The organism is Pseudomonas sp. O230 (genome assembly GCF_045447035.1).
Classification (GTDB): Bacteria; Pseudomonadota; Gammaproteobacteria; order Pseudomonadales; family Pseudomonadaceae; genus Aquipseudomonas.
Window position 1 is genome coordinate 1 of sequence record NZ_JBJGXN010000012.1, and the last position, 18,957, is coordinate 18,957.

General features: G+C 58.7%; 14 protein-coding genes. 4 read left to right on the forward strand and 10 right to left on the reverse strand.

Annotated features, from left to right (window positions below; translation table 11 throughout):
- The first annotated feature begins 689 nt into the window (after positions 1 to 689).
- Positions 690 to 947: a hypothetical protein gene (locus ACI77H_RS25035; protein WP_407014310.1), complete on the forward strand. Its 258-nt coding sequence runs from the start codon at positions 690 to 692 to the stop codon at positions 945 to 947.
- Positions 948 to 1,129: 182 nt separating this feature from the next.
- On the opposite strand, the gene ACI77H_RS25040 is transcribed toward ACI77H_RS25035, so the two are convergent.
- From ACI77H_RS25040 to ACI77H_RS25085, 10 genes are all read right to left on the reverse strand, one after another.
- Complete coding sequence (locus ACI77H_RS25040) at positions 1,130 to 2,110, reverse strand: peptide ABC transporter ATP-binding protein (protein ID WP_407014311.1); 981 nt, start codon at positions 2,108 to 2,110, stop codon at positions 1,130 to 1,132.
- A complete protein-coding gene (locus tag ACI77H_RS25045) occupies positions 2,110 to 3,078 on the reverse strand; it encodes an ABC transporter ATP-binding protein (RefSeq protein ID WP_407014312.1) in 969 nt (322 codons plus the stop codon). The genes ACI77H_RS25040 and ACI77H_RS25045 overlap by 1 nt, the downstream gene beginning before the upstream one ends.
- A 10-nt stretch (positions 3,079 to 3,088) precedes the next feature.
- Positions 3,089 to 4,000: an ABC transporter permease subunit gene (locus tag ACI77H_RS25050; RefSeq protein WP_407014313.1), complete on the reverse strand. Its 912-nt coding sequence runs from the start codon at positions 3,998 to 4,000 to the stop codon at positions 3,089 to 3,091.
- A 10-nt stretch (positions 4,001 to 4,010) separates the two neighbouring features.
- Positions 4,011 to 5,021 carry an ABC transporter permease subunit gene (locus ACI77H_RS25055; protein ID WP_407014314.1) on the reverse strand — a complete coding sequence of 337 codons (1,011 nt, stop codon included), beginning with the start codon at positions 5,019 to 5,021 and terminating at the stop codon, positions 4,011 to 4,013.
- Between the two features lie 74 nt (positions 5,022 to 5,095).
- Complete coding sequence (locus tag ACI77H_RS25060; RefSeq protein WP_407014315.1) at positions 5,096 to 6,691, reverse strand: ABC transporter substrate-binding protein; 1,596 nt, start codon at positions 6,689 to 6,691, stop codon at positions 5,096 to 5,098.
- 78 nt (positions 6,692 to 6,769) lie between these two features.
- Positions 6,770 to 8,182 carry an OprD family porin gene (locus ACI77H_RS25065; RefSeq protein ID WP_407014316.1) on the reverse strand — a complete coding sequence of 471 codons (1,413 nt, stop codon included), beginning with the start codon at positions 8,180 to 8,182 and terminating at the stop codon, positions 6,770 to 6,772.
- Between the two features lie 173 nt (positions 8,183 to 8,355).
- Positions 8,356 to 9,957: an ABC transporter substrate-binding protein gene (locus tag ACI77H_RS25070; RefSeq protein ID WP_407014317.1), complete on the reverse strand. Its 1,602-nt coding sequence runs from the start codon at positions 9,955 to 9,957 to the stop codon at positions 8,356 to 8,358.
- A gap of 305 nt (positions 9,958 to 10,262) precedes the next feature.
- Positions 10,263 to 11,888 (reverse strand): ABC transporter substrate-binding protein, encoded by a 1,626-nt coding sequence (locus ACI77H_RS25075; RefSeq protein WP_407014318.1) that lies wholly within the window; start codon positions 11,886 to 11,888, stop codon positions 10,263 to 10,265.
- 259 nt (positions 11,889 to 12,147) lie between these two features.
- The gene (locus ACI77H_RS25080) at positions 12,148 to 13,749 is read right to left on the reverse strand and encodes an ABC transporter substrate-binding protein (RefSeq protein ID WP_407014319.1); all 1,602 of its coding nucleotides are present in this window, start codon (positions 13,747 to 13,749) and stop codon (positions 12,148 to 12,150) included.
- A gap of 343 nt (positions 13,750 to 14,092) precedes the next feature.
- Positions 14,093 to 14,809 (reverse strand): SIMPL domain-containing protein, encoded by a 717-nt coding sequence (locus ACI77H_RS25085; protein WP_407014320.1) that lies wholly within the window; start codon positions 14,807 to 14,809, stop codon positions 14,093 to 14,095.
- A gap of 335 nt (positions 14,810 to 15,144) precedes the next feature.
- Between ACI77H_RS25085 and ACI77H_RS25090 the strand changes: the two genes are divergently transcribed.
- The 3 genes from ACI77H_RS25090 to ACI77H_RS25100 all read left to right on the forward strand — a co-directional run bounded on the left by ACI77H_RS25090 (position 15,145) and on the right by ACI77H_RS25100 (position 18,784).
- Complete coding sequence (locus tag ACI77H_RS25090) at positions 15,145 to 16,407, forward strand: ATP-binding protein (RefSeq protein WP_017336510.1); 1,263 nt, start codon at positions 15,145 to 15,147, stop codon at positions 16,405 to 16,407.
- Positions 16,400 to 16,960, forward strand: coding sequence for a response regulator transcription factor (locus ACI77H_RS25095; protein WP_150633958.1), 561 nt, complete (start codon positions 16,400 to 16,402; stop codon positions 16,958 to 16,960). Before ACI77H_RS25090 ends, ACI77H_RS25095 begins: the two co-directional genes overlap by 8 nt.
- 96 nt (positions 16,961 to 17,056) lie before the next feature.
- Positions 17,057 to 18,784 carry an ABC transporter ATP-binding protein/permease gene (locus ACI77H_RS25100; protein ID WP_407014321.1) on the forward strand — a complete coding sequence of 576 codons (1,728 nt, stop codon included), beginning with the start codon at positions 17,057 to 17,059 and terminating at the stop codon, positions 18,782 to 18,784.
- The last annotated feature ends 173 nt before the right edge of the window (positions 18,785 to 18,957 follow it).

Sequence of the window (18,957 nt, forward strand, 5' to 3'; positions counted from 1 at the left end):
TTAGCTCTTTAGCTCTTTAGCTCTTTAGCTCTTTAGCTCTTTAGCTCTTTAGCTCTTTAGCTCTATAGCTCTATAGCTCTTTAGCTCTATAGCTCTTTAGCTCTTTAGCTCTATAGCTCTTTAGCTCTATAGCTATTAGTCTGCAGTAGCTTTCGACTAGGTCACTTCCGCAAGAAAAGCCTTTTTTGAATTCTGCTATATTTATAGTATGGGCCACACATAACTCCTGTTGGGCGAATCCTGTGGTATAGCTCGATATACTACATATTTGTGGCTCGTTTGCCAAGTTTCCTATTGGATGTTTTTTTTGTTTTCCGACTGATTTCAGTTTGTTTGATTGAGTCAGATTTATTGAGGTGGTCGTTTTTTATATCGCTGATTTTATCTGTGGAAACTATGCATATTGTCAGGGTTGCGGTACTTACCAAGAGCGTTTCTCTTGGTTAGGGTTTTTATTGTATTTAAGCTTTGAGGTGAAGTTGATTCTGCGAAAGTTTCACGTCTAAATAACATTTTGTTATGTTTGCTATTCCAAACTGATCTTCCTGTTAGCGGAATTTATAATCCTATCGCGGGCTCGCTGTATAGAGAACCCGGCCGATCGGAACTAGATTTCATTCAGCGCCACGGCAATCGGGTCATGCGCCGTCAGGCACCCATGCTGCATCTCAAAAAGGATGGAATCGGCTATGAGCATTTTTCAACGCGTTGTGGTGTTGCTGAAGGTTTTGGTAATGCTGTCAGTGGGCATGTCGGCGGCGTGGGCCGATTGCCCGGCACATGGTGAACAGGCTTCGAGCGGGCAAGTGGTGCACAAAGGCATGATGATCGCCAAATCCGAATCGGAGGGCGGTGATAAAGGGCAGGGTGGCAGCGCCGATGATGACGACTCTACCACCGAGGAGCCTGAGACCGACGATGACGAGGAAGGCGATGGCCAATCGTAATTCGCAGACAAAAGAAAACCCCTTCTACCGGACTGATGCGCCATCCAGGAGAAGGGGTTTGGTCAACTAAGTATTAGCACCGCAATCCCTGTGGGAGCGGGCTTGCTCGCGAAAGTGGTGTGTCATTCAACAGCAATGTCGACTGACACGGCCTCTTCGCGAGCAAGCCCGCTCCCACATTTTTATGCCGCCCCGTCGAGGAACTGCTCGGCGTAGTGGCAAGCCACCTGACGGCTGTCAAGCAGGCGCAAGGCCGGCTCTTCGGTGCTGCAGCGCTCGGTCGCGTACGGGCAGCGCTTGTGGAAAGCGCAGCCCGACGGCGGGTTCAGCGGGTTGGGCAGCTCGCCGACGATCTTGATTTTCGGCTTGTTCGGGTCCGGGTGAATGGTCGGGGTGGCCGACAGCAACGCCTGGGTGTACGGGTGCAGCGGACGGGCGTAGATGTCGTTCTTCGGTCCCATTTCCACCGGGCGACCGAGGTACATCACCATCACGTCATCGGCAACGTGTTGCACCACGGCCAGGTTGTGGGAGATGAACACGTAGGCGGTGTTGAACTCTTGCTGCAAATCCATGAACAGGTTCAGCACCTGGGCCTGGATCGACACGTCGAGTGCCGAGGTGGGTTCGTCCGCCACCAGCACTTTTGGTTGCAGCATCATTGCGCGGGCGAGGGCGATCCGCTGGCGCTGACCGCCGGAGAACATGTGCGGATAACGCTGGTAATGCTCGGGGCGCAAACCCACCTGCTTCATCATCGCCTGCACTTTCTCGCGACGTTCCGAGGCGCTCAGGCTGGTGTTGATCAGCAGCGGTTCGGCGAGTTGATCACCGACTTTCTGCCGAGGGTTCAACGAGGCGTACGGGCTCTGGAACACCATTTGCACGTCTTTGCGCAGTTGCTTGCGTTGCGCCTTGTCGGCACCGGCGACTTCCTGCCCGGCGATTTTCAAGGAGCCGGAAGACGGCTCTTCGATCAGCGTCAGGGCGCGGGCCAGGGTGGATTTGCCGCAACCCGATTCGCCGACGACGGCGAGGGTCTTGCCGGCTTCCAGTTCGAACGACACACCGTTCAGGGCGCGGACGGTCGCATGGCCATTGAACAGGCCACGGGACACTTCGTAGTGACGGGTGAGGTCGCGGGCGGTAAGTACGACGGCCATTACGCCACCTCCTGGTTCAGCGGGTAGAAGCAGCGGGCGAGGCTGTTGCTTTTCGGGTCGAGGGTCGGACGTTGCGCGCGGCAGCTGTCTTGCACGTAGGGGCAGCGCGGCGACAACAGGCAGCCTTGCGGACGGTCATAACGACCGGGAACGATGCCCGGCAGGGTCGACAGACGCGTGGCGCCGAGGCTGTGTTCCGGAATCGCCTTGAGCAGCGCTTCGCTGTACGGGTGTGCCGGAATGTCGAACAGCTGCGGCACCTGACCGACTTCGACCGCCTGGCCGGCGTACATCACGCACACACGCTGGGCGGTTTCGGCCACGACCGCGAGGTCGTGGGTGATCAGCACCAGGCCCATGTTCTGCTCTTTCTGCAACGCCAGCAGCAGGTCCATGATCTGCGCCTGAATCGTCACGTCCAGTGCGGTGGTCGGTTCGTCGGCGATCAGCAGTTTCGGCTCGCCGGCAATCGCCATGGCGATCGCGACACGCTGGCTCATACCGCCCGACAGTTGATGCGGGTAGGCGTCCATACGGCTGGCGGCGCCGGGGATTTCGACTTTTTCCAGCAGTTCGATGGCGCGGGCGCGGGCTTGCTTGCCGGACATTTTCAGGTGCAGGCGCAGCACTTCTTCGATCTGGAAACCGACGGTGTAGCTCGGGTTCAGCGCGGTCATCGGGTCCTGGAAAACCATGGCCAGGTCTTTGCCGACGATTTGCCGACGTTGACGGTTGCTGAGCTTGAGCATGTTCTTGCCATCGAAATTCAGGGCGTCGGCAGTGACGATCCCCGGATGTTCGATCAGGCCCATCAGCGCCATCATGGTCACGGATTTACCCGACCCCGACTCGCCAACAATGGCCAGCACTTCGCCCTTGTCCACGGAGATGTCGAGCCCGTCGACCACCGGAACGGCGTTCTTGTCGCCGAAGCGAACGTTGAGATTCTTGATTTCTAACAGTGACATTTGAATCTCCTCAGGCGGCGTTCTTGAGTTTCGGGTCCAGCGCATCGCGCAGGCCGTCGCCCATCAAGTTGATTGCCAGCACGCTGAGCAAAATGGTCAGACCAGGCAGGCTTACCACCCACCAGGCGCGTTCGATGTAGTCGCGAGCCGAAGCCAGCATGGTGCCCCACTCAGGGGTTGGCGGTTGTACGCCAAGGCCGAGGAAACCCAGGGCTGCGGCATCGAGAATCGCCGAGGAGAAACTCAGGGTGGCCTGAACGATCAGCGGCGCCATGCAGTTGGGCAGCACGGTGATGAACATCAGGCGCGGCAGCGTGGCACCGGCCAGGCGCGCGGCGGTCACGTAGTCGCGGTTCAGCTCGCCCATCACCGCAGCGCGGGTCAGACGAACGTAGGACGGCAGGGACACCACGGCGATCGCGATCACGGTGTTGATCAGGCCAGGGCCGAGGATGGCGACAATCGCCACGGCCAGCAGCAGGGACGGCAGGGCCAGCATGATGTCCATCAGACGCATGATGGTCGGGCCGAGCAGGCGCGGGAAGAACCCGGCGAACAGACCGAGCAGGATGCCCGGGATCAGCGACATCACCACCGACGACAAACCGATCAGCAACGACAGGCGCGAACCCTGGATCAGGCGCGACAGCAGGTCGCGACCCAGTTCATCGGTGCCGAGCAGGAACTGGATCTGCCCACCTTCCAGCCAGGCTGGCGGGGTCAGCAGGAAGTCACGGTATTGCTCGCTCGGGTTATGCGGCGCGACCCACGGCGCGAAGAGCGCGCAGAAGATCACCAGCAACATGAACATCAGGCCGGCGACGGCGCCTTTGTTCTTGGAAAACGCTTGCCAGAATTCTTTGTACGGAGACGGGTACAGCAGGCTTTGATCGACTGCTACCGCTGGAATTGGAGTGGTCATGGTCATGATCTCAGCGCTGGTGACGGATGCGTGGGTTGGCGAAGCCGTAGAGGATGTCCACGATGAAATTCACCAGAATCACCAGGCAGGCGATTAACAGAATGCCGTTTTGCACCACGGGATAATCCCGCGCGCCAATGGCTTCGATCAGCCATTTGCCGATGCCGGGCCAGGAGAAGATGGTTTCGGTCAGGACCGCACCGGCCAGCAATGTGCCGACTTGCAGGCCGACCACGGTCAGTACCGGAATCAGCGCGTTGCGCAGGCCATGCACGAACACCACACGCGACGGCGACAGGCCTTTGGCGCGGGCGGTACGGATGTAGTCTTCACGCAACACTTCGAGCATCGACGAACGGGTCATCCGCGCAATCACCGCCAGCGGGATGGTGCCGAGCACGATGGCCGGCAGGATCAGGTGATGCAGGGCGTCGAAGAACGCGCCGACGTCATCGGCCAGCAGCGTGTCGATCAGCATGAAGCCGGTGCGCGGTTCGATGTCATAGAGCAGGTCGATCCGCCCGGACACCGGGGTCCAGCCCAGGGACACCGAGAAGAACATGATCAGGATCAGGCCCCACCAGAAGATCGGCATCGAATATCCCGCCAGGGAGATGCCCATCACCCCATGGTCGAACAGGGATCCTCGCTTGAGTGCCGCGATCACCCCGGCCAGGAGGCCCAGGATGCCGGCGAACAACAGGGCGGCCATGGACAGTTCCAGGGTCGCGGGGAATAGAGAGCTGAACTCGCTCCACACGCTTTCACGGGTTCGCAGGGATTCTCCGAGATCGCCGTGGGCCAGTTTGCCGATGTAATCCAGGTATTGGGCATACAGCGGTTTGTTCAGACCTAGGCGTTCCATTGCCTGAGCATGCATTTCGGGGTCGACTCGTCGTTCGCCCATCATTACTTCCACGGGGTCGCCAGGAATCATGCGAATCAACGCGAAAGTCAGCAAGGTGATGCCGAAGAACGTGGGGATCAATAACCCCAATCGGCGGGCAATAAAACTAAACATCGTGTGGTGTACCTCATCAGCCGGTTAGGCGTGCCTGGTGTCCCTGGAGTCAGGGACACCGGGAGTTTTCTTATCTACTTCACCTGGGTGGTGGCGAAGTTATTAGTGGTGAGCGGGCTAATGTGATAGCCCTCTACGTTGTTGCGCATGGCGGTGAACATTCTAGTGTGCGCCATGCTGATCCATGGCTGGTCCTGGTTAAAAATAACCTGAGCCTGTTCGTACAGCGCTGCCCGCTCGGCCGGATCGGTTTTTTCGCGAGCCTGGTCGATCAGCGCCTGGAACTTGTCATTGCACCAGCGCGCGTAGTTTTCGCCGTTCTTCGCGGCTTCGCAACTGAGCATAGGCGTCAGGAAGTTATCCGGGTCGCCGTTATCGCCCGCCCATCCGGCGGAAACCATATCGTGCTCGCCGTTTTTCGCGCGTTTGAGCATTTCGCCCCATTCCATCACGCGGATGTCGATCTTGATCCCGACTTTGGCCAGGTCAGCCTGCATCATCTGCGCGCCGAGCATCGGGTTCGGGTTGGTCGGGCCGCCACCGTTGCGGGTGAACAGGGTGAGGGTGGTGCCTTCCGGTACGCCGGCTTCCTTGAGCAGGGCGCGGGCCTTGTCCAGGTCACGGGCCGGGTTTTTCAGGCTGTGGTTGTAGCCCAGCAGCGTGTCCGGGAACGGGTTGACCGCCACGGTCGCATTGCCTTTACCAAACAGCGCGTTGACATAAGCCTCTTTGTCGAAGGCGATGTCGATGGCTTTGCGCACCCGCACATCACTCATGTACTTATGCGTGGTGTTCATCGCGATGTACGAAACGGTCATCGCGTTCAGCTCGTCAACTTTCAGGTTGGTGTCTTTCTTGATGCTCGGGATGTCATCCGGCTTCGGATACAGCGCGATCTGGCACTCGTTGGCCTTGAGCTTTTGCAGGCGCACGTTGTTGTCGGTGGCGATGGCCAGGATCAACGAGTCCGCCGGCGGCTTGCCACGGAAGTAGTCCGGGTTGGCCTTGAAGCGAACCTGAGCGTCCTTGGCGTAACGCTGGAAAATGAACGGGCCGGTGCCGACCGGTTTGTTGTTCAGATCGCCGGTCTTGTTCGCCTTGAGCAACTGGTCAGCGTACTCGGCGGGGTAGATCGAGGAGAAGGCCATGGCGATGTCGGCCAGGAATGGCGCTTCGCGGCGGGTCAGGGTGAAGGTGACGGTGTTGTCGTCGATCTTCTCGACACTTTTCAGCAGTTCCTTGAAGCCCATGCTTTCAAAGTACGGGAAGCCCACGCTCGACAGTTTGTGCCAGGGGTGGTTTGGGTCCAGTTGACGCTGGAAGCTCCAGACCACGTCGTCGGCGTTCATGTCGCGGGTCGGCTTGAAGTATTCGGTGGTGTGGAACTTGACGCCTTTGCGCAGGTGGAACGTGTAGGTCAGACCGTCCTCGCTGATGTCCCAGGAGTCGGCCAGCGCCGGAATCACTTCCGTGGTGCCGGGCTTGAAGTCGGCCAGGCGGTTGAAGATGGTTTCGGCCACCGCATCGGCTGTGACTGCAGTCGTGTACTGAACCATGTCGAAGCCTTCCGGACTGGCTTCGGTGCAAACTACCAGGGGTTTGGCCGAGACGCCAACGGCAACACTCAGCAACGCGGCAGCGATGGCCGCACGTAGGGGAAGCATTTTCATCAAGAACCCTCTGCAATCGGTTGAAGGACAAAAGCCGAACGGCCGATTCATCACTGAATCAGCCATTCGGCAGGTGCATTACAGAATGTTGAACGGGATGGTGGTCACGAGACGGAACTCGTTGATGTTGCCGTCAGACTGGTTTTCGCTGGCACGGTGCGTGGTGTAGGTCGCGCGAACAGTGGTGGCCTTGAGCGGGCCGCTTTGCAGTGCGTAGGAAGCACCGATGCCGTACTCGTAATGGTGTTCGCCGTCCATGTTCTTAACGTCGTAGGCGGTGCCGGTGTAATGAGTACCGTCGATGCCCCAGCCGCGAGCCTGGTAGATGTTGAACTTCAGGCCAGGCACGCCGTATTCGGCCATGTTCAGACCGTAGGCGATCTGGAAGGACTTCTCGTTCGGACCGTTGAAGTCCGACAGCAGGGAGTTGGCCAGGTAGATGCCGTTGGTTTCGTGCAGGTAGTCGAAGTACTCGTTACCGGCCACTTCCTGGTACGAGAAGGTCAGGCTGTGGGCCTGGTGAGTCAGGCCGAATGACAGGGAGTAGGTGTCGTTGTCGATGTCACCCATCAACTTTTTGCCTTCGTCGACGGTTTTGTAGTAGTTCAGGCCGGTGGTCAGGCTCAGGACCGAGCTGTCGCCCAGTACGTGAGTGGCGCCAAAGTAGTACTGGTTCCAGATGTCTTCGGCTTGTGTCGCCCAGAGGCTGGTGGTCAGGCTGGCGAAAGGTGTGTAAGTGAGGCCAGCCGTATTGACGTGATCGCTTTCAATGATGCCGTCCGCGTATTCGGTGCGGAACTTACGCTGGCTTTGTTCGGTACGCGGGGAGTTGCGATCAAAGGTGGCCAGGTCGAAGGCCAGGTTTTCCAGTTCTTCGCTGTGAATCGACACACCCTCGAAGCTCGAAGGCAAAGCACGGTTGCCAATGACGTCTACCTGCGGGCTGCTGAAGTTCTGACGGCCGGCGGTCAGCGTGGTGTTGGAGACGCGGGCCTTGACGTTGGCCAGCCCCAGTTTGCTCCACTGGCCCACGGCGTCGCCGCCTTCTTTGGTCAGCGTACGGTTGTAGCCAGGCTTCGCACGATCACCCGGCGCACCACCGAAGCGGGAGGCCAGGTCTTCTTTATCGCGATCAAGGGCGATGGCATTGTAGGCCGCTACTTCAGTGCTGAAACCGACGGTCCCCTCGGTGAAGCCTGAGTTGTACTTGATGATGGTGCCCTGAACCCAGTTGATACGACGATCAGTCGGGGTCAATACACCATTCTTGTTGTAGGAAAATTTGTCGCCACGTTTCAGTTGTTCGTTGGCATACCAGTTACGGGTAGTGCCGGTGATCGATTGACCTTCGACAAAGCCCGTCGCTTCGCTTTGGGCGCTCTTCTCTTTCACGGTAACCGGTGTGAAAGCCTGGCTCTGGGATTCTGCGTAGGCCGTGGCGGTAACGCTGCTGATGGCCAGGGCCAATAACGCGGTGCTGCTCAGTTTCATGGGTGAAGCTCCTTTCTTTCTTTTTTTTTATGCCGGTCTTTTTTTGTGATCCGGCTATTGGTTTTGAAACGCATACAAGGCTTCGCAAACGTTTGCTTTCGGCCTGATCGGCAAATAACGGCAATACGCTTGCGTGAGGGCGGAATCCGCCCCCAGCGTTTTTGGCTAATCGGTTATTGGTCGATACTGACGCCCGAGAACACGTTGCGGCCGAAAGGACTCACCTTGAATCCTTCGACTTTGGCGCTCAACGGCTGGTTGACCGTCGAGTGGGCGACAGGCGTGATCGGCACTTGCTGCTTGAGCAACTGCTGAGCCTGTTTGTAGAGCACGGTGCGCTGGTCACGGTCGGTGACGACCTTGGCCTGCTTGATCAGCTTGTCGTAAGCCGGATCACACCATTGGGAGTAGTTGTTGCCGCCAATGGCGTCGCAGCTGTAAAGCGTGCCGAGCCAGTTGTCCGGGTCCCCGTTGTCACCGGTCCAGCCAATCAGGCTGACGTCGTGCTCGCCATTCTTGGTGCGCTTGATGTACTCGCCCCATTCGTAGCTGACGATCTTCACTTTGAGGCCGATCTTCGCCCAGTCGGCCTGGAGCATCTCGGCCATCAATTTGGCGTTGGGGTTGTAGGGACGCTGAACCGGCATCGCCCACAGGGTAATTTCGGTGCCTTCCTTCACGCCGGCAGCCTTGAGCAGTTCCTTGGCTTTTTCCGGGTTGTAGGCGGCGTCCTTGATGGTGTCGTCGTAAGACCATTGGGTCGGTGGCATGGCGTTTTGCGCGAGTTGCCCGGCGCCTTGGTAAACGGCATTGAGAATGCCTTGCTTGTTCACCGCCATGTCCAGCGCCTGGCGCACTTCGAGCTGGTCGAATGGTTTGTGGCGCACGTTGTAGGCGATGTAACCGAGGTTGAAGCCAGGCTTCTCGATGAGCTTGAGTTTTGTGTCGTTCTTCAGCGCTTCGACATCGGCAGGACGCGGGTGCAGGGTGATCTGGCACTCGTTGGCCTTGAGCTTCTGCACCCGCACCGACGCGTCGGTGTTGATGGCGAAAATCAGGTTGTCGAGCTTGACCCGGCTCGGGTCCCAGTACTGCTTGTTGCCGCTGTAACGGATGTTGGAGTCTTTCTGGTAGCTCTTGAACACGAACGGCCCGGTGCCGATCGGCTTCTGGTTGATGTCGCTCGGTTTGCCTTCGGCCAGCAGCTTGTCGGCGTACTCGGCGGACAGGATAGCGGCGAAGCTCATGGCGATGTTCTGGATGAACGCGGCGTCCACGCTGTTGAGCGTCATGACCACGGTCAGCGGCCCGTTCTTTTCGACCTTGGCGATGTTCTTGTTCAGGCTCATCCCGTTGAAGTACGGGAATTCGGTGGGATAGGCCTTACGGAAAGGTTGCTGCGGATCGAGCATGCGGTTGAAGGTGAACAGCACGTCGTCAGCGTTGAAATCACGGCTCGGCGTGAAGTACTTGGTCGTATGAAATTTCACCCCTTCGCGCAGGTGAAAGGTGTACTTGAGGCCGTCCTCGGAAATATCCCAGCTTGTTGCCAGGCCTGGTACGACGTTGGTGGCGCCTTTTTCGAATTCTGCCAATCGGTTGTACAACGGCTCGGCGGCGTCGTTATCGGTCGCGGTCGTGTACTGCGCGGTGTCGAAGCCCGCCGGGCTGCCTTCGGAGCAGAACACCAGGCTGTTGTTGGCGGCCTGGCTGATGGAAGTGGCGGCCAGCAAGCCGGTGCCCAGCAATGCGGATAAAACCAAGGTATGGCGCATGACGCTCCCTTTTTCTCTTTCTAAGTATTTTCAATGAGCCGCTCCCGTCCGGGGACGTGGAGGCATCATTGATCTCAAGCCATGACGTGCAGCAAAACCGAGAACCCACGCATGCACTGGTCAGATCCCGACGGTATGAGCCGTGGGTCTGGCAGTAAATGCGTAAAGTCCTAAAGACTCGTAGGAAAGTTCAACGCGTCCGACGCCGCCGTCGTAATACTCGGCGGAAATGGATGTAGGCTTTTTCCTAACTTCTCGGCAGAAAAAAGCAACGGCGACGTCAAAAACGTCGCCGTTGCCAAATCTTATTTGCTGACGCTAACGCCGTAGAAGGAGTTCAAGCCGAACGGGCTGATCTTGAAATCCTGCACTTCGTTGCGCATGGGTTGGAACACCGTCGAGTGAGCGATAGGTGTCATCGGAACAGCGTCTTTGAGGACGTGTTGCGCCTGCTTGTACAGTTCGGTGCGCTTGCCTTGATCGGTCGTGCGCTTGGCTTCTTTGACGATGCCGTCGAACTTCTTGTCGCACCACTTGGAGAAGTTGTTGCCTTCCAGCGAGTCGCAGCCGAACAGCACGTTGAGCCAGTTGTCCGGGTCACCGTTGTCGCCGCTCCAGCCAATCAGCATCGCGCCGTTTTCGCCGCCTTTGGAACGCTTGATGTACTCGCCCCACTCGTAGGTCACGATCTTGGCCTTGATACCGACCTTGGCCCAGTCCGACTGCAGCATTTCAGCCATCAGCTTGGCGTTCGGGTTGTACGGACGCTGCACTGGCATCGCCCACAGGTTGATCTCGGTGCCTTCCTTGACGCCCGCTTCCTTGAGCAGCTCTTTGGCTTTCTCAGGGTTGTACGGCGCATCCTTGATGGTGGTGTCGTAAGACCACTGGGTCGGCGGCATGGCGTTGACCGCCAGTTGACCTGCACCCTGGTAAACCGAGTCAATGATCTGCTGCTTGTTGACGGCCATGTCCAGTGCCTGACGCACTTTCAGCTGGGCCATCGGGTTCGGCTCGGTGCTGCCCTTGATTTTGTCCATCACGTTGTAGGCGATGTAACCCAGGTTGAACCCAGCCTGGTTAGGCACCTTCAAGGTCTTGTCTTCTTGCAGCGCCTTCAGGTCAGCCGGGCGTGGGAACAGAGTGATCTGGCACTCGCCCTTTTTCAGCTTCTGAATACGTACCGACGGGTCGGTGGTGATGGCGAAGATCAGGTTGTCGATCTTGACGTCTTCAGGCTTCCAGTAGTCCTTGTTCCCGGTGTAGCGGATGTTGGAGTCTTTCTGGTAGCTCTTGAACACGAACGGGCCAGTGCCGACCGGCTTCTGGTTGATGTCGGCGGCTTTGCCTTCTTTCAGCAGTTGAGCGGCGTACTCGGCGGACTGCACCGAGGCGAAGCTCATGGCCATGTTCTGGATGAACGCGGCATCCACTTCTTTCAAAGTGAACTTGACGGTGTGGTCGTCGACTTTATCGATCTTGGTGATGTTGGTGTCCATCCCCATGTCGGTGAAGTACGGGAATTCGGTCGGGTACGCCTTACGGAACGGATCATCCTTGTTAATCATGCGATTAAAGGTGAACAGCACGTCGTCGGCGTTGAACTCGCGAGTCGGCTTGAAGTACGGGGTGGTGTGGAACTTGACGCCTTCACGCAGGTGGAAGGTGTAAGTCAGGCCATCGTCGGTGATGTCCCACTTGGTCGCCAGACCAGGAATTACGGCGGTGCCGCCGCGCTCGAACTGGGTCAGACGGTTGAACATGGTTTCTGCAGAGGCGTCGAAGTCGGTTCCGGTGGTGTACTGACCAGGATCAAAACCGGCCGGGCTCCCTTCGGAGCAAAACACCAGGTTAGTCGCCGCTTGGGCGAAAGGTGCGGCAGCTAACAAGCTGGCGCCGACTAAAAACGGAATGACCGCGTGTTTAAGCATGTTGGCCTCATGATTTGTTGTCATTTTTGGAATTAGAGGACGACCTCGTGAGCCGCGCCTGCGGATACTTATGCAGGGGCCATACCCAATGCAAGATCCTGAACGACCACAGGCGTTAAACAGTGGCAAGAACGTACCTTAATGTCGCATATGTATAAATTCACGCGCATTTGACCGTTTGCGCAGGTTTTTTTCAGTGCAAACTGCGCACCGGCGAGGGGCAACCGGGGCGCGCGGCGCACCCGGTTGGAGCGTGGTGTTACTTATTTATACCCACACCATAGAAGGGCGTGAGGCCGAACGGGCTGATCTTGAAGTCGGTGACTTCCTTGCGCAGTGGCTGGAACACCGTCGAGTTGGCGATCGGCGTGATAGGTACTTGTTGCTTAAGGATTTGTTGGGCCTGTTGATACAGTTTGACCCGCTGCTGTTTGTCCGTGGACACCTTGGCCTGCTGGACGAGTTTGTCGTAAGCCGGGTCGCACCACTTGGCATAGTTGCTGCCCTTCACGGCCGCGCAGCTGTAGAGCACGCCGAGCCAGTTGTCCGGGTCGCCGTTGTCGCCGGTCCAGCCGTAAATCATCGCGTCATGTTCACCGTTTTTGGCGCGTTTGATGTACTCGCCCCATTCATAGCTGACGATGTTGGCCTTGATGCCGACCTTCTCCCAATCCTGCTGGATCATCTGCGCCGACATCCGCGCATTGGGGTTGGAGGCGCGTTGCACAGTCATGGCCCACAAATTAATGGTGGTACCGGGTGCAACCCCTGCTTCTTTCAGTAGCGCCCTGGCTTTTGTCGGATCGTGGGGCGCGTCCTTGATGCTCGGGTCATACGACCATTGCGCCGGTGGCAGCGCGTTTTGCGCCAGTTGCCCGGCACTCTGGTAGACGGCCTTGATGATCGCCGGTTTGTCGATCGCCATGTCCAGGGCCTGACGCACCTTGAGCTGGTCCAGCGGCGGGTGCGTCACGTTGTAGGCCAGGAAGCCGAGGTTGAACCCGGCCTGCTTGAGCACGCGCAGGTTCGGGTCTTTCTCCATCACCTCGATGTCGGCCGGGCGCGGGTAACCGCTGACCTGGCATTCGCCGGTCTTGAGCTTCTGCAAGCGCACGGCGGCGTCCGGAGTGATCGAGAACACCAAGTTGTCGATTTTCACGTCCTCGGGTTTCCAGTACGCCTTGTTGGCGACGTAGCGGATCTGCGAGTCCTTCTGATAACGCTTGAACACGAACGGGCCGGTGCCGACGGGTTTCTGGTTGATGTCGGCTGCCTTGCCTTCCTTTAACAGTTGCGCACCGTACTCGGCGGATTGCACCGAAGCGAAACTCATCGCCAGGTTCTGGATGAAGGCGGCGTCGATGTTGTTCAGGCTGAAGCGCACGGTGTGCTCGTCGATTTTGTCGACGCTCTTGATCGTTTTGTTCAGGTCCATGTCGGTGAAATAGGGTGATTCGGCGGGATAGGCTTTGCGGAAGGCGTTTTCCGGGTCGAGCAGGCGCTGGAAGGTGAACAGCACGTCGTCGGCGTTGAAATCCCGGGTCGGAGTGAAATAGTCGGTGGTGTGAAATTTCACGCCGTCGCGCAGGTGGAAGGTGTAGGTGAGGCCGTCAGTCGAGACCTCCCAACGTGTGGCCAGACCGGGTTCGACTTCTGTGCCGCCGCGTTTGAATTGGGTGAGACGGTTGAAGACGGTTTCGGCCGAGGCGTCGAAGTCGGTGCCGCTGGTGTATTGGCTGGGGTCGAAACCGGCGGGGCTGGCTTCGGAGCAGTAGACCAGGGTGGTGGCGGCTTGGGCGAATGGGGCGGTGGTGGCGAGGGCCAGCGCGAGCAGGAGTGGTTTGACGGTGGTTCTTTCCATGGAGTCCCCGGGAGTTGGGCGGTGGTGTTCTCCTCAGAGTAGCGTCGTAGGCGGGGCGGGCGGAAATATCTGTTTTTGAGGTCGACCCCTCTATCTCGGTATATTCAGGCTGTTTGTCGGGATTGGCAGCTTTGATGTACACCGCTAAAAATGTAGGAGCTGGCGTGCCGGCGATGGCGTCCTGAATAGCACCGCAAAATCCTGAGTTTTTCGCCAGCAAGCCGGCTCCTACAGGATCTATGAACCACTCCCAGCCGTCAGGCAGTCCCACCGCCGACTTTTCCCGGGCCATAAAAAACGGCGATCACTTCGGTGATCGCCGTTTTTTATATGGGTTATCGAATCACTGCATCAACACTTCAATCGACCCATCCGCCGTCATGCTGACCTGACTGGTGCCGGCCTCGACTTCCGGGGTCACCGGCGCGGCATCCATGCTCTCGGCTTTCATCATCATCGGCCCGCGCATGTACGGTTGTGGGTAGCCGTTGCTGTTGAGGTTCAGGTTGACGATTTTGTAACCCTTGCCACCCAACGCATCGGTGGCCAGTTGCGCGCGGGACTTGAAGGCGGTCACGGCGTCTTTCAGCAGCGCGTCTTCGCTGGCCTTGCGGGTTGGCGTGGCGATGGCGAAGTCCATGCCGCCCATTTTCAGGTCGGTCAGCAATTCGCCGGTCAGTTTCGATAGCGCGGCGAAGTCCGAGCTTTCCAGGCGCAGCTCGGCGCGTTCACGCCAGCCGGTGATTTTCTGGCCCTTGGTGTCGTAGATCGGGTAGCTGTTGCGGCTGCCCTGGCGCAGGGTGATGTCTTTGACTTGCTTGGCCTGGGCCAGCGCCTTGTTCATGGTGGTGCTGACGTCGGCCGCGAGTTTGGCCGGGTCGGTGTTTTGTTCTTCGGTGTAGAGGGTCACGATCATCAGGTCGCGGGCGACTTCCTGACTGACTTCGGCGCGCAGGGAAATCTGGTTGTAATGCAGCTCGTCGGCGGCCAGGGCCGGGAGGCTGGCGACGGTACCAACGCTGAGGGCGAGAAGGGCGGCGCTGCGGCGGAAAGTGTGCATGAAAACTCCTTGGACGATGCGCAGGGGTTAGGTCCGAGCCTGCGTGAAACCATCAGACTCTAGCGTTAATGATCCGGTTCGCCCAGTTACAACTTCTATACAGATCATTGGTGGCCCATCGATCTGTAGGAGCTGGCTTGCCAGCGAAGGGGTCATAGGCGCCGCGCTTATCCTGAATGCACGCGTTATCGTTGACGTCTATCGCTGGCAAGCCAGCTCCGACAGGGGGCGCGGTTGTTTTCTGCCATGTGGCCGTTTGCCGCACTTTTGCCTGTCGGCCCCCGTGCTTGGTTATACTCCGTGCGATCCGCCTGGAGCGCTCATCAGGAGAGCTCATGCTCGCCCCCGTTCAAATCACTTCTGCAACCCGCCAGAATCTCTGGCGGCTGACGTTCATCCGCACCTTGGTGCTGGCCGCCCAGGCCGGTTCGGTGGGCCTGGCCTACTGGCTAGATTTGCTGCCGCTGCCCTGGTTTCAACTGGCTGCGACCCTCGGTTGCTCGATGTTGCTGTGCGCGTTCACGGCGATTCGCCTGCGCACCTCATGGCCGGTCACCGAGCTCGAATACGCCGTGCAACTGGCCTGCGACCTGTTTATCCACAGTGCCTTGCTGTATTTCTCCGGCGGTTCGACCAACCCCTTCGTCTCTTATTACCTGGTGCCGCTGACCATCGCCGCCGTAACGCTGCCGTGGCGTTATTCGGTGATTCTGTCGGGCATCGCGCTGACGATGTACACCTTGCTCCTGGCGGGTTTCTATCCGTTGCAAACCTTCCCGATTGCCCGGGAAAACCTGCAGGTCTACGGGATGTGGCTGAGCTTTGCCCTCGCGGCGGCGGTGATCACCTTCTTTGCCGCGCGCATGGCCGAAGAGCTGCGCCGGCAGGAAGAGCTGCGCGCTATCCGTCGCGAAGAAGGCCTGCGTGACCAGCAATTGCTGGCCGTCGCGACCGAGGCCGCCGGTGCCGCCCATGAACTGGGCACGCCGCTGGCGACCATGAGCGTGCTGCTCAAGGAAATGCGTCAGGACCACCACGACCCGATGTTGCAGGACGACCTCAGCGTGCTGCAGGATCAGGTCAAACTCTGCAAAGAGACCTTGCAGCAGCTGGTTCGGGCGGCGGAAGCCAATCGCCGTTTGGCGGTGGAAATGCAGGACGTCACCGACTGGCTCGACGAAGCGCTGAACCGCTGGCACCTGATGCGTCCGGAGGCCAGTTACCGCTTCCAGCGCCTGGGCCAGGGCACCGTGCCGCGCATGGCGCCACCGCCGGACCTGACCCAGGCGCTGCTGAATTTGCTCAACAACGCCGCCGATGCGTGCCCCGAAGGGCTGCAAGTGACGCTGGACTGGAATGCCGAGGACTTGACCATCAGCATTCGCGACCACGGCGCCGGTGTGCCGTTGGCCATTGCCGAACAGATCGGCAAACCGTTTTTTACCACCAAGGGCAAAGGTTTCGGCCTGGGCCTGTTTTTGAGCAAGGCCAGCGTGACACGCGCCGGCGGCTCAGTGAAACTCTACAGTCATGAGGAAGGCGGCACGCTCACCGAGCTGCGCCTGCCCCGTGTCGCCCGAGGAGACGAACATGAGTGAAGAGATCCAAGTCGAAGGCGAAGAACTGCCGCATTTGCTGCTGGTAGATGACGACGCCACGTTTACCCGCGTGATGGCGCGCGCCATGGCTCGCCGTGGTTTTCGCGTCAGCACCGCCGGCTCCGCCGAAGAAGGCCTGACCATCGCCCAGGCCGATATCCCGCATTACGCCGCGCTGGATCTGAAAATGGACGGCGATTCAGGCCTGGTGTTGTTGCCTAAACTGCTCGAACTCGATCCGGACATGCGCGTGGTCATCCTCACCGGTTACTCGAGCATTGCCACCGCCGTCGAGGCGATCAAGCGCGGTGCCTGCAACTACCTGTGCAAACCGGCGGATGCCGACGACGTACTGGCCGCGCTGCTCTCCGAGCACGCCGACCTCGACACCTTGGTGCCGGAAAACCCGATGTCGGTGGACCGCCTGCAGTGGGAGCACATTCAGCGCGTGTTGACCGAACACGAAGGCAACATCTCCGCCACCGCCCGCGCCCTGGGCATGCACCGGCGCACGCTGCAGCGCAAACTGCAAAAGCGTCCCGTTCGCCGCTGAACCTGCGCTGAACGAATGCCGGCGCGCCTCGCGACAAACCGAGCCGATCATCTATGATCGGTTCGTGTGTGTTCTTTTCTTTATCGAGCCTTTTCCATGAATCAGAACGCTGAATATTCCGCGGTCAACGACGCGGTGCGCGGGCAGTTTTTTCGCAAAGTCTGGGCGATGATCACGCCTTACTGGCGCAGCGAAGAGAAGGTCAAAGCCTGGACGCTGCTGATCGCGGTGATTGCATTGTCGCTGGTCAGCGTCGGGATCTCGGTGTGGTTCAACACCTGGTACAAGGATTTCTACAACGCGTTGCAGCAAAAGGACGAGGCGGCGTTCTGGCGGCTGATCCTGTATTTCTGCGCGATTGCGGCGGTGGCGATTATCGGTGCCGTGTATCGGCAATACCTGACGCAGATGCTGACCATTCGCTGGCGTGCCTGGCTCACCGAAAAGCATTTCGCCCGCTGGCTCGGCAACAAGAATTACTACCAGCTGGAGCAGGGCGGTTACACCGATAACCCGGACCAGCGGATCTCCGAAGACCTCAATAATTTCACCTCCAATACCCTGGAACTGGGCATCGGTTTGCTGCGCAACATTGTCAGCCTGGTGTCGTTCTCGATCATTCTGTGGGGCGTGTCGGGCAGTATCGAAGTGCTCGGTTTTACCATTCCCGGCTACATGTTCTGGTGTGTGCTGGTGTATGCCGTGATCGGCAGCTGGCTGACCCACTTGATCGGTCGGCGCTTGATCGGCCTCAACAACAACCAACAACGCTTCGAAGCCGACCTGCGTTTCTCCATGGTCCGGGTTCGCGAGAATGCCGAAAGCATCGCGCTGTACAACGGCGAGCCCAATGAAAACCGTCGCTTGAGCAGCCGCTTCGGACTGGTTTGGCACAACTTCTGGGACATCATGAAGGTGTCCAAGCGTCTGACGTTCTTCACGTCAGGTTATCAACAGGCTGCCATCATCTTTCCGTTCATGGTCGCCGCACCGCGTTACTTCGCGGGCAAGATCGAACTCGGTGAGCTGATGCAAATCAGTTCGGCGTTCGGCAACGTGCAGGAGAGTTTCAGCTGGTTTATCAGCGCTTACCAGAACCTCGCGTCGTGGCGTGCCACCTGCGATCGTTTGCTAAGTTTCCGCCAGGCCATGACCGACAATGAAGAGCGTGCGCCGGCGATCGACGTGCAAAATCAAGGTGATGCGTTGAAGGTGCACAACCTTGGCCTCGATCTGGCGGACGGTCGGCATCTGCTGACCAATGCCGACATGACGGTAGAGGAGGGCGAGCGCGTGATGCTCAGCGGCCGTTCCGGCAGCGGCAAGTCCACGTTGCTGCGAGCGATGGGGCATTTGTGGCCAGCGGGCCACGGCAGCATTCGTCTGCCGGCGGCGCGTTATCTGTTCCTGCCGCAAAAGCCTTACCTGCCAATTGGCACGTTGCGCGAGGCGTTGAGTTATCCACAGCCTGGCGAGACCTATCCGGACGAACGCTACGTTCATGTGTTGGAAACCTGCCGTTTGCCGCACCTGGTTTCGCGCCTGGATGAAGCGAATCACTGGCAGCGCATGCTCTCACCGGGTGAACAGCAACGTCTGGCCTTCGCTCGCGCGCTGCTTTATGCGCCGCAATGGCTGTACATGGACGAAGCGACTTCGGCGATGGATGAAGAGGATGAAGCGACGCTGTATCAGGCGTTGATCGATGAAATTCCGGGGCTGAGCATCGTCAGCGTCGGGCATCGCAGCAGCCTGAAACGTTTCCACCCACGGCATGTGCGCATCGATAACGGCCATCTGGTGGACCAAACCGTGACCGCCTGAGCACCACCGCCCCTTGTAGGAGCCGGCTTGCCGGCGATGAACGATAACGCGGTTCTTCAGGGAAACCGCGTCAGGGCTATCGCGAGCAAGCTTGCTCCTACAGGGGCGGTGGTGATCGTACAACTCGCATGCGCTATGATGCGGTTTCAGCCGAACTTTTCGAGACAGACGTT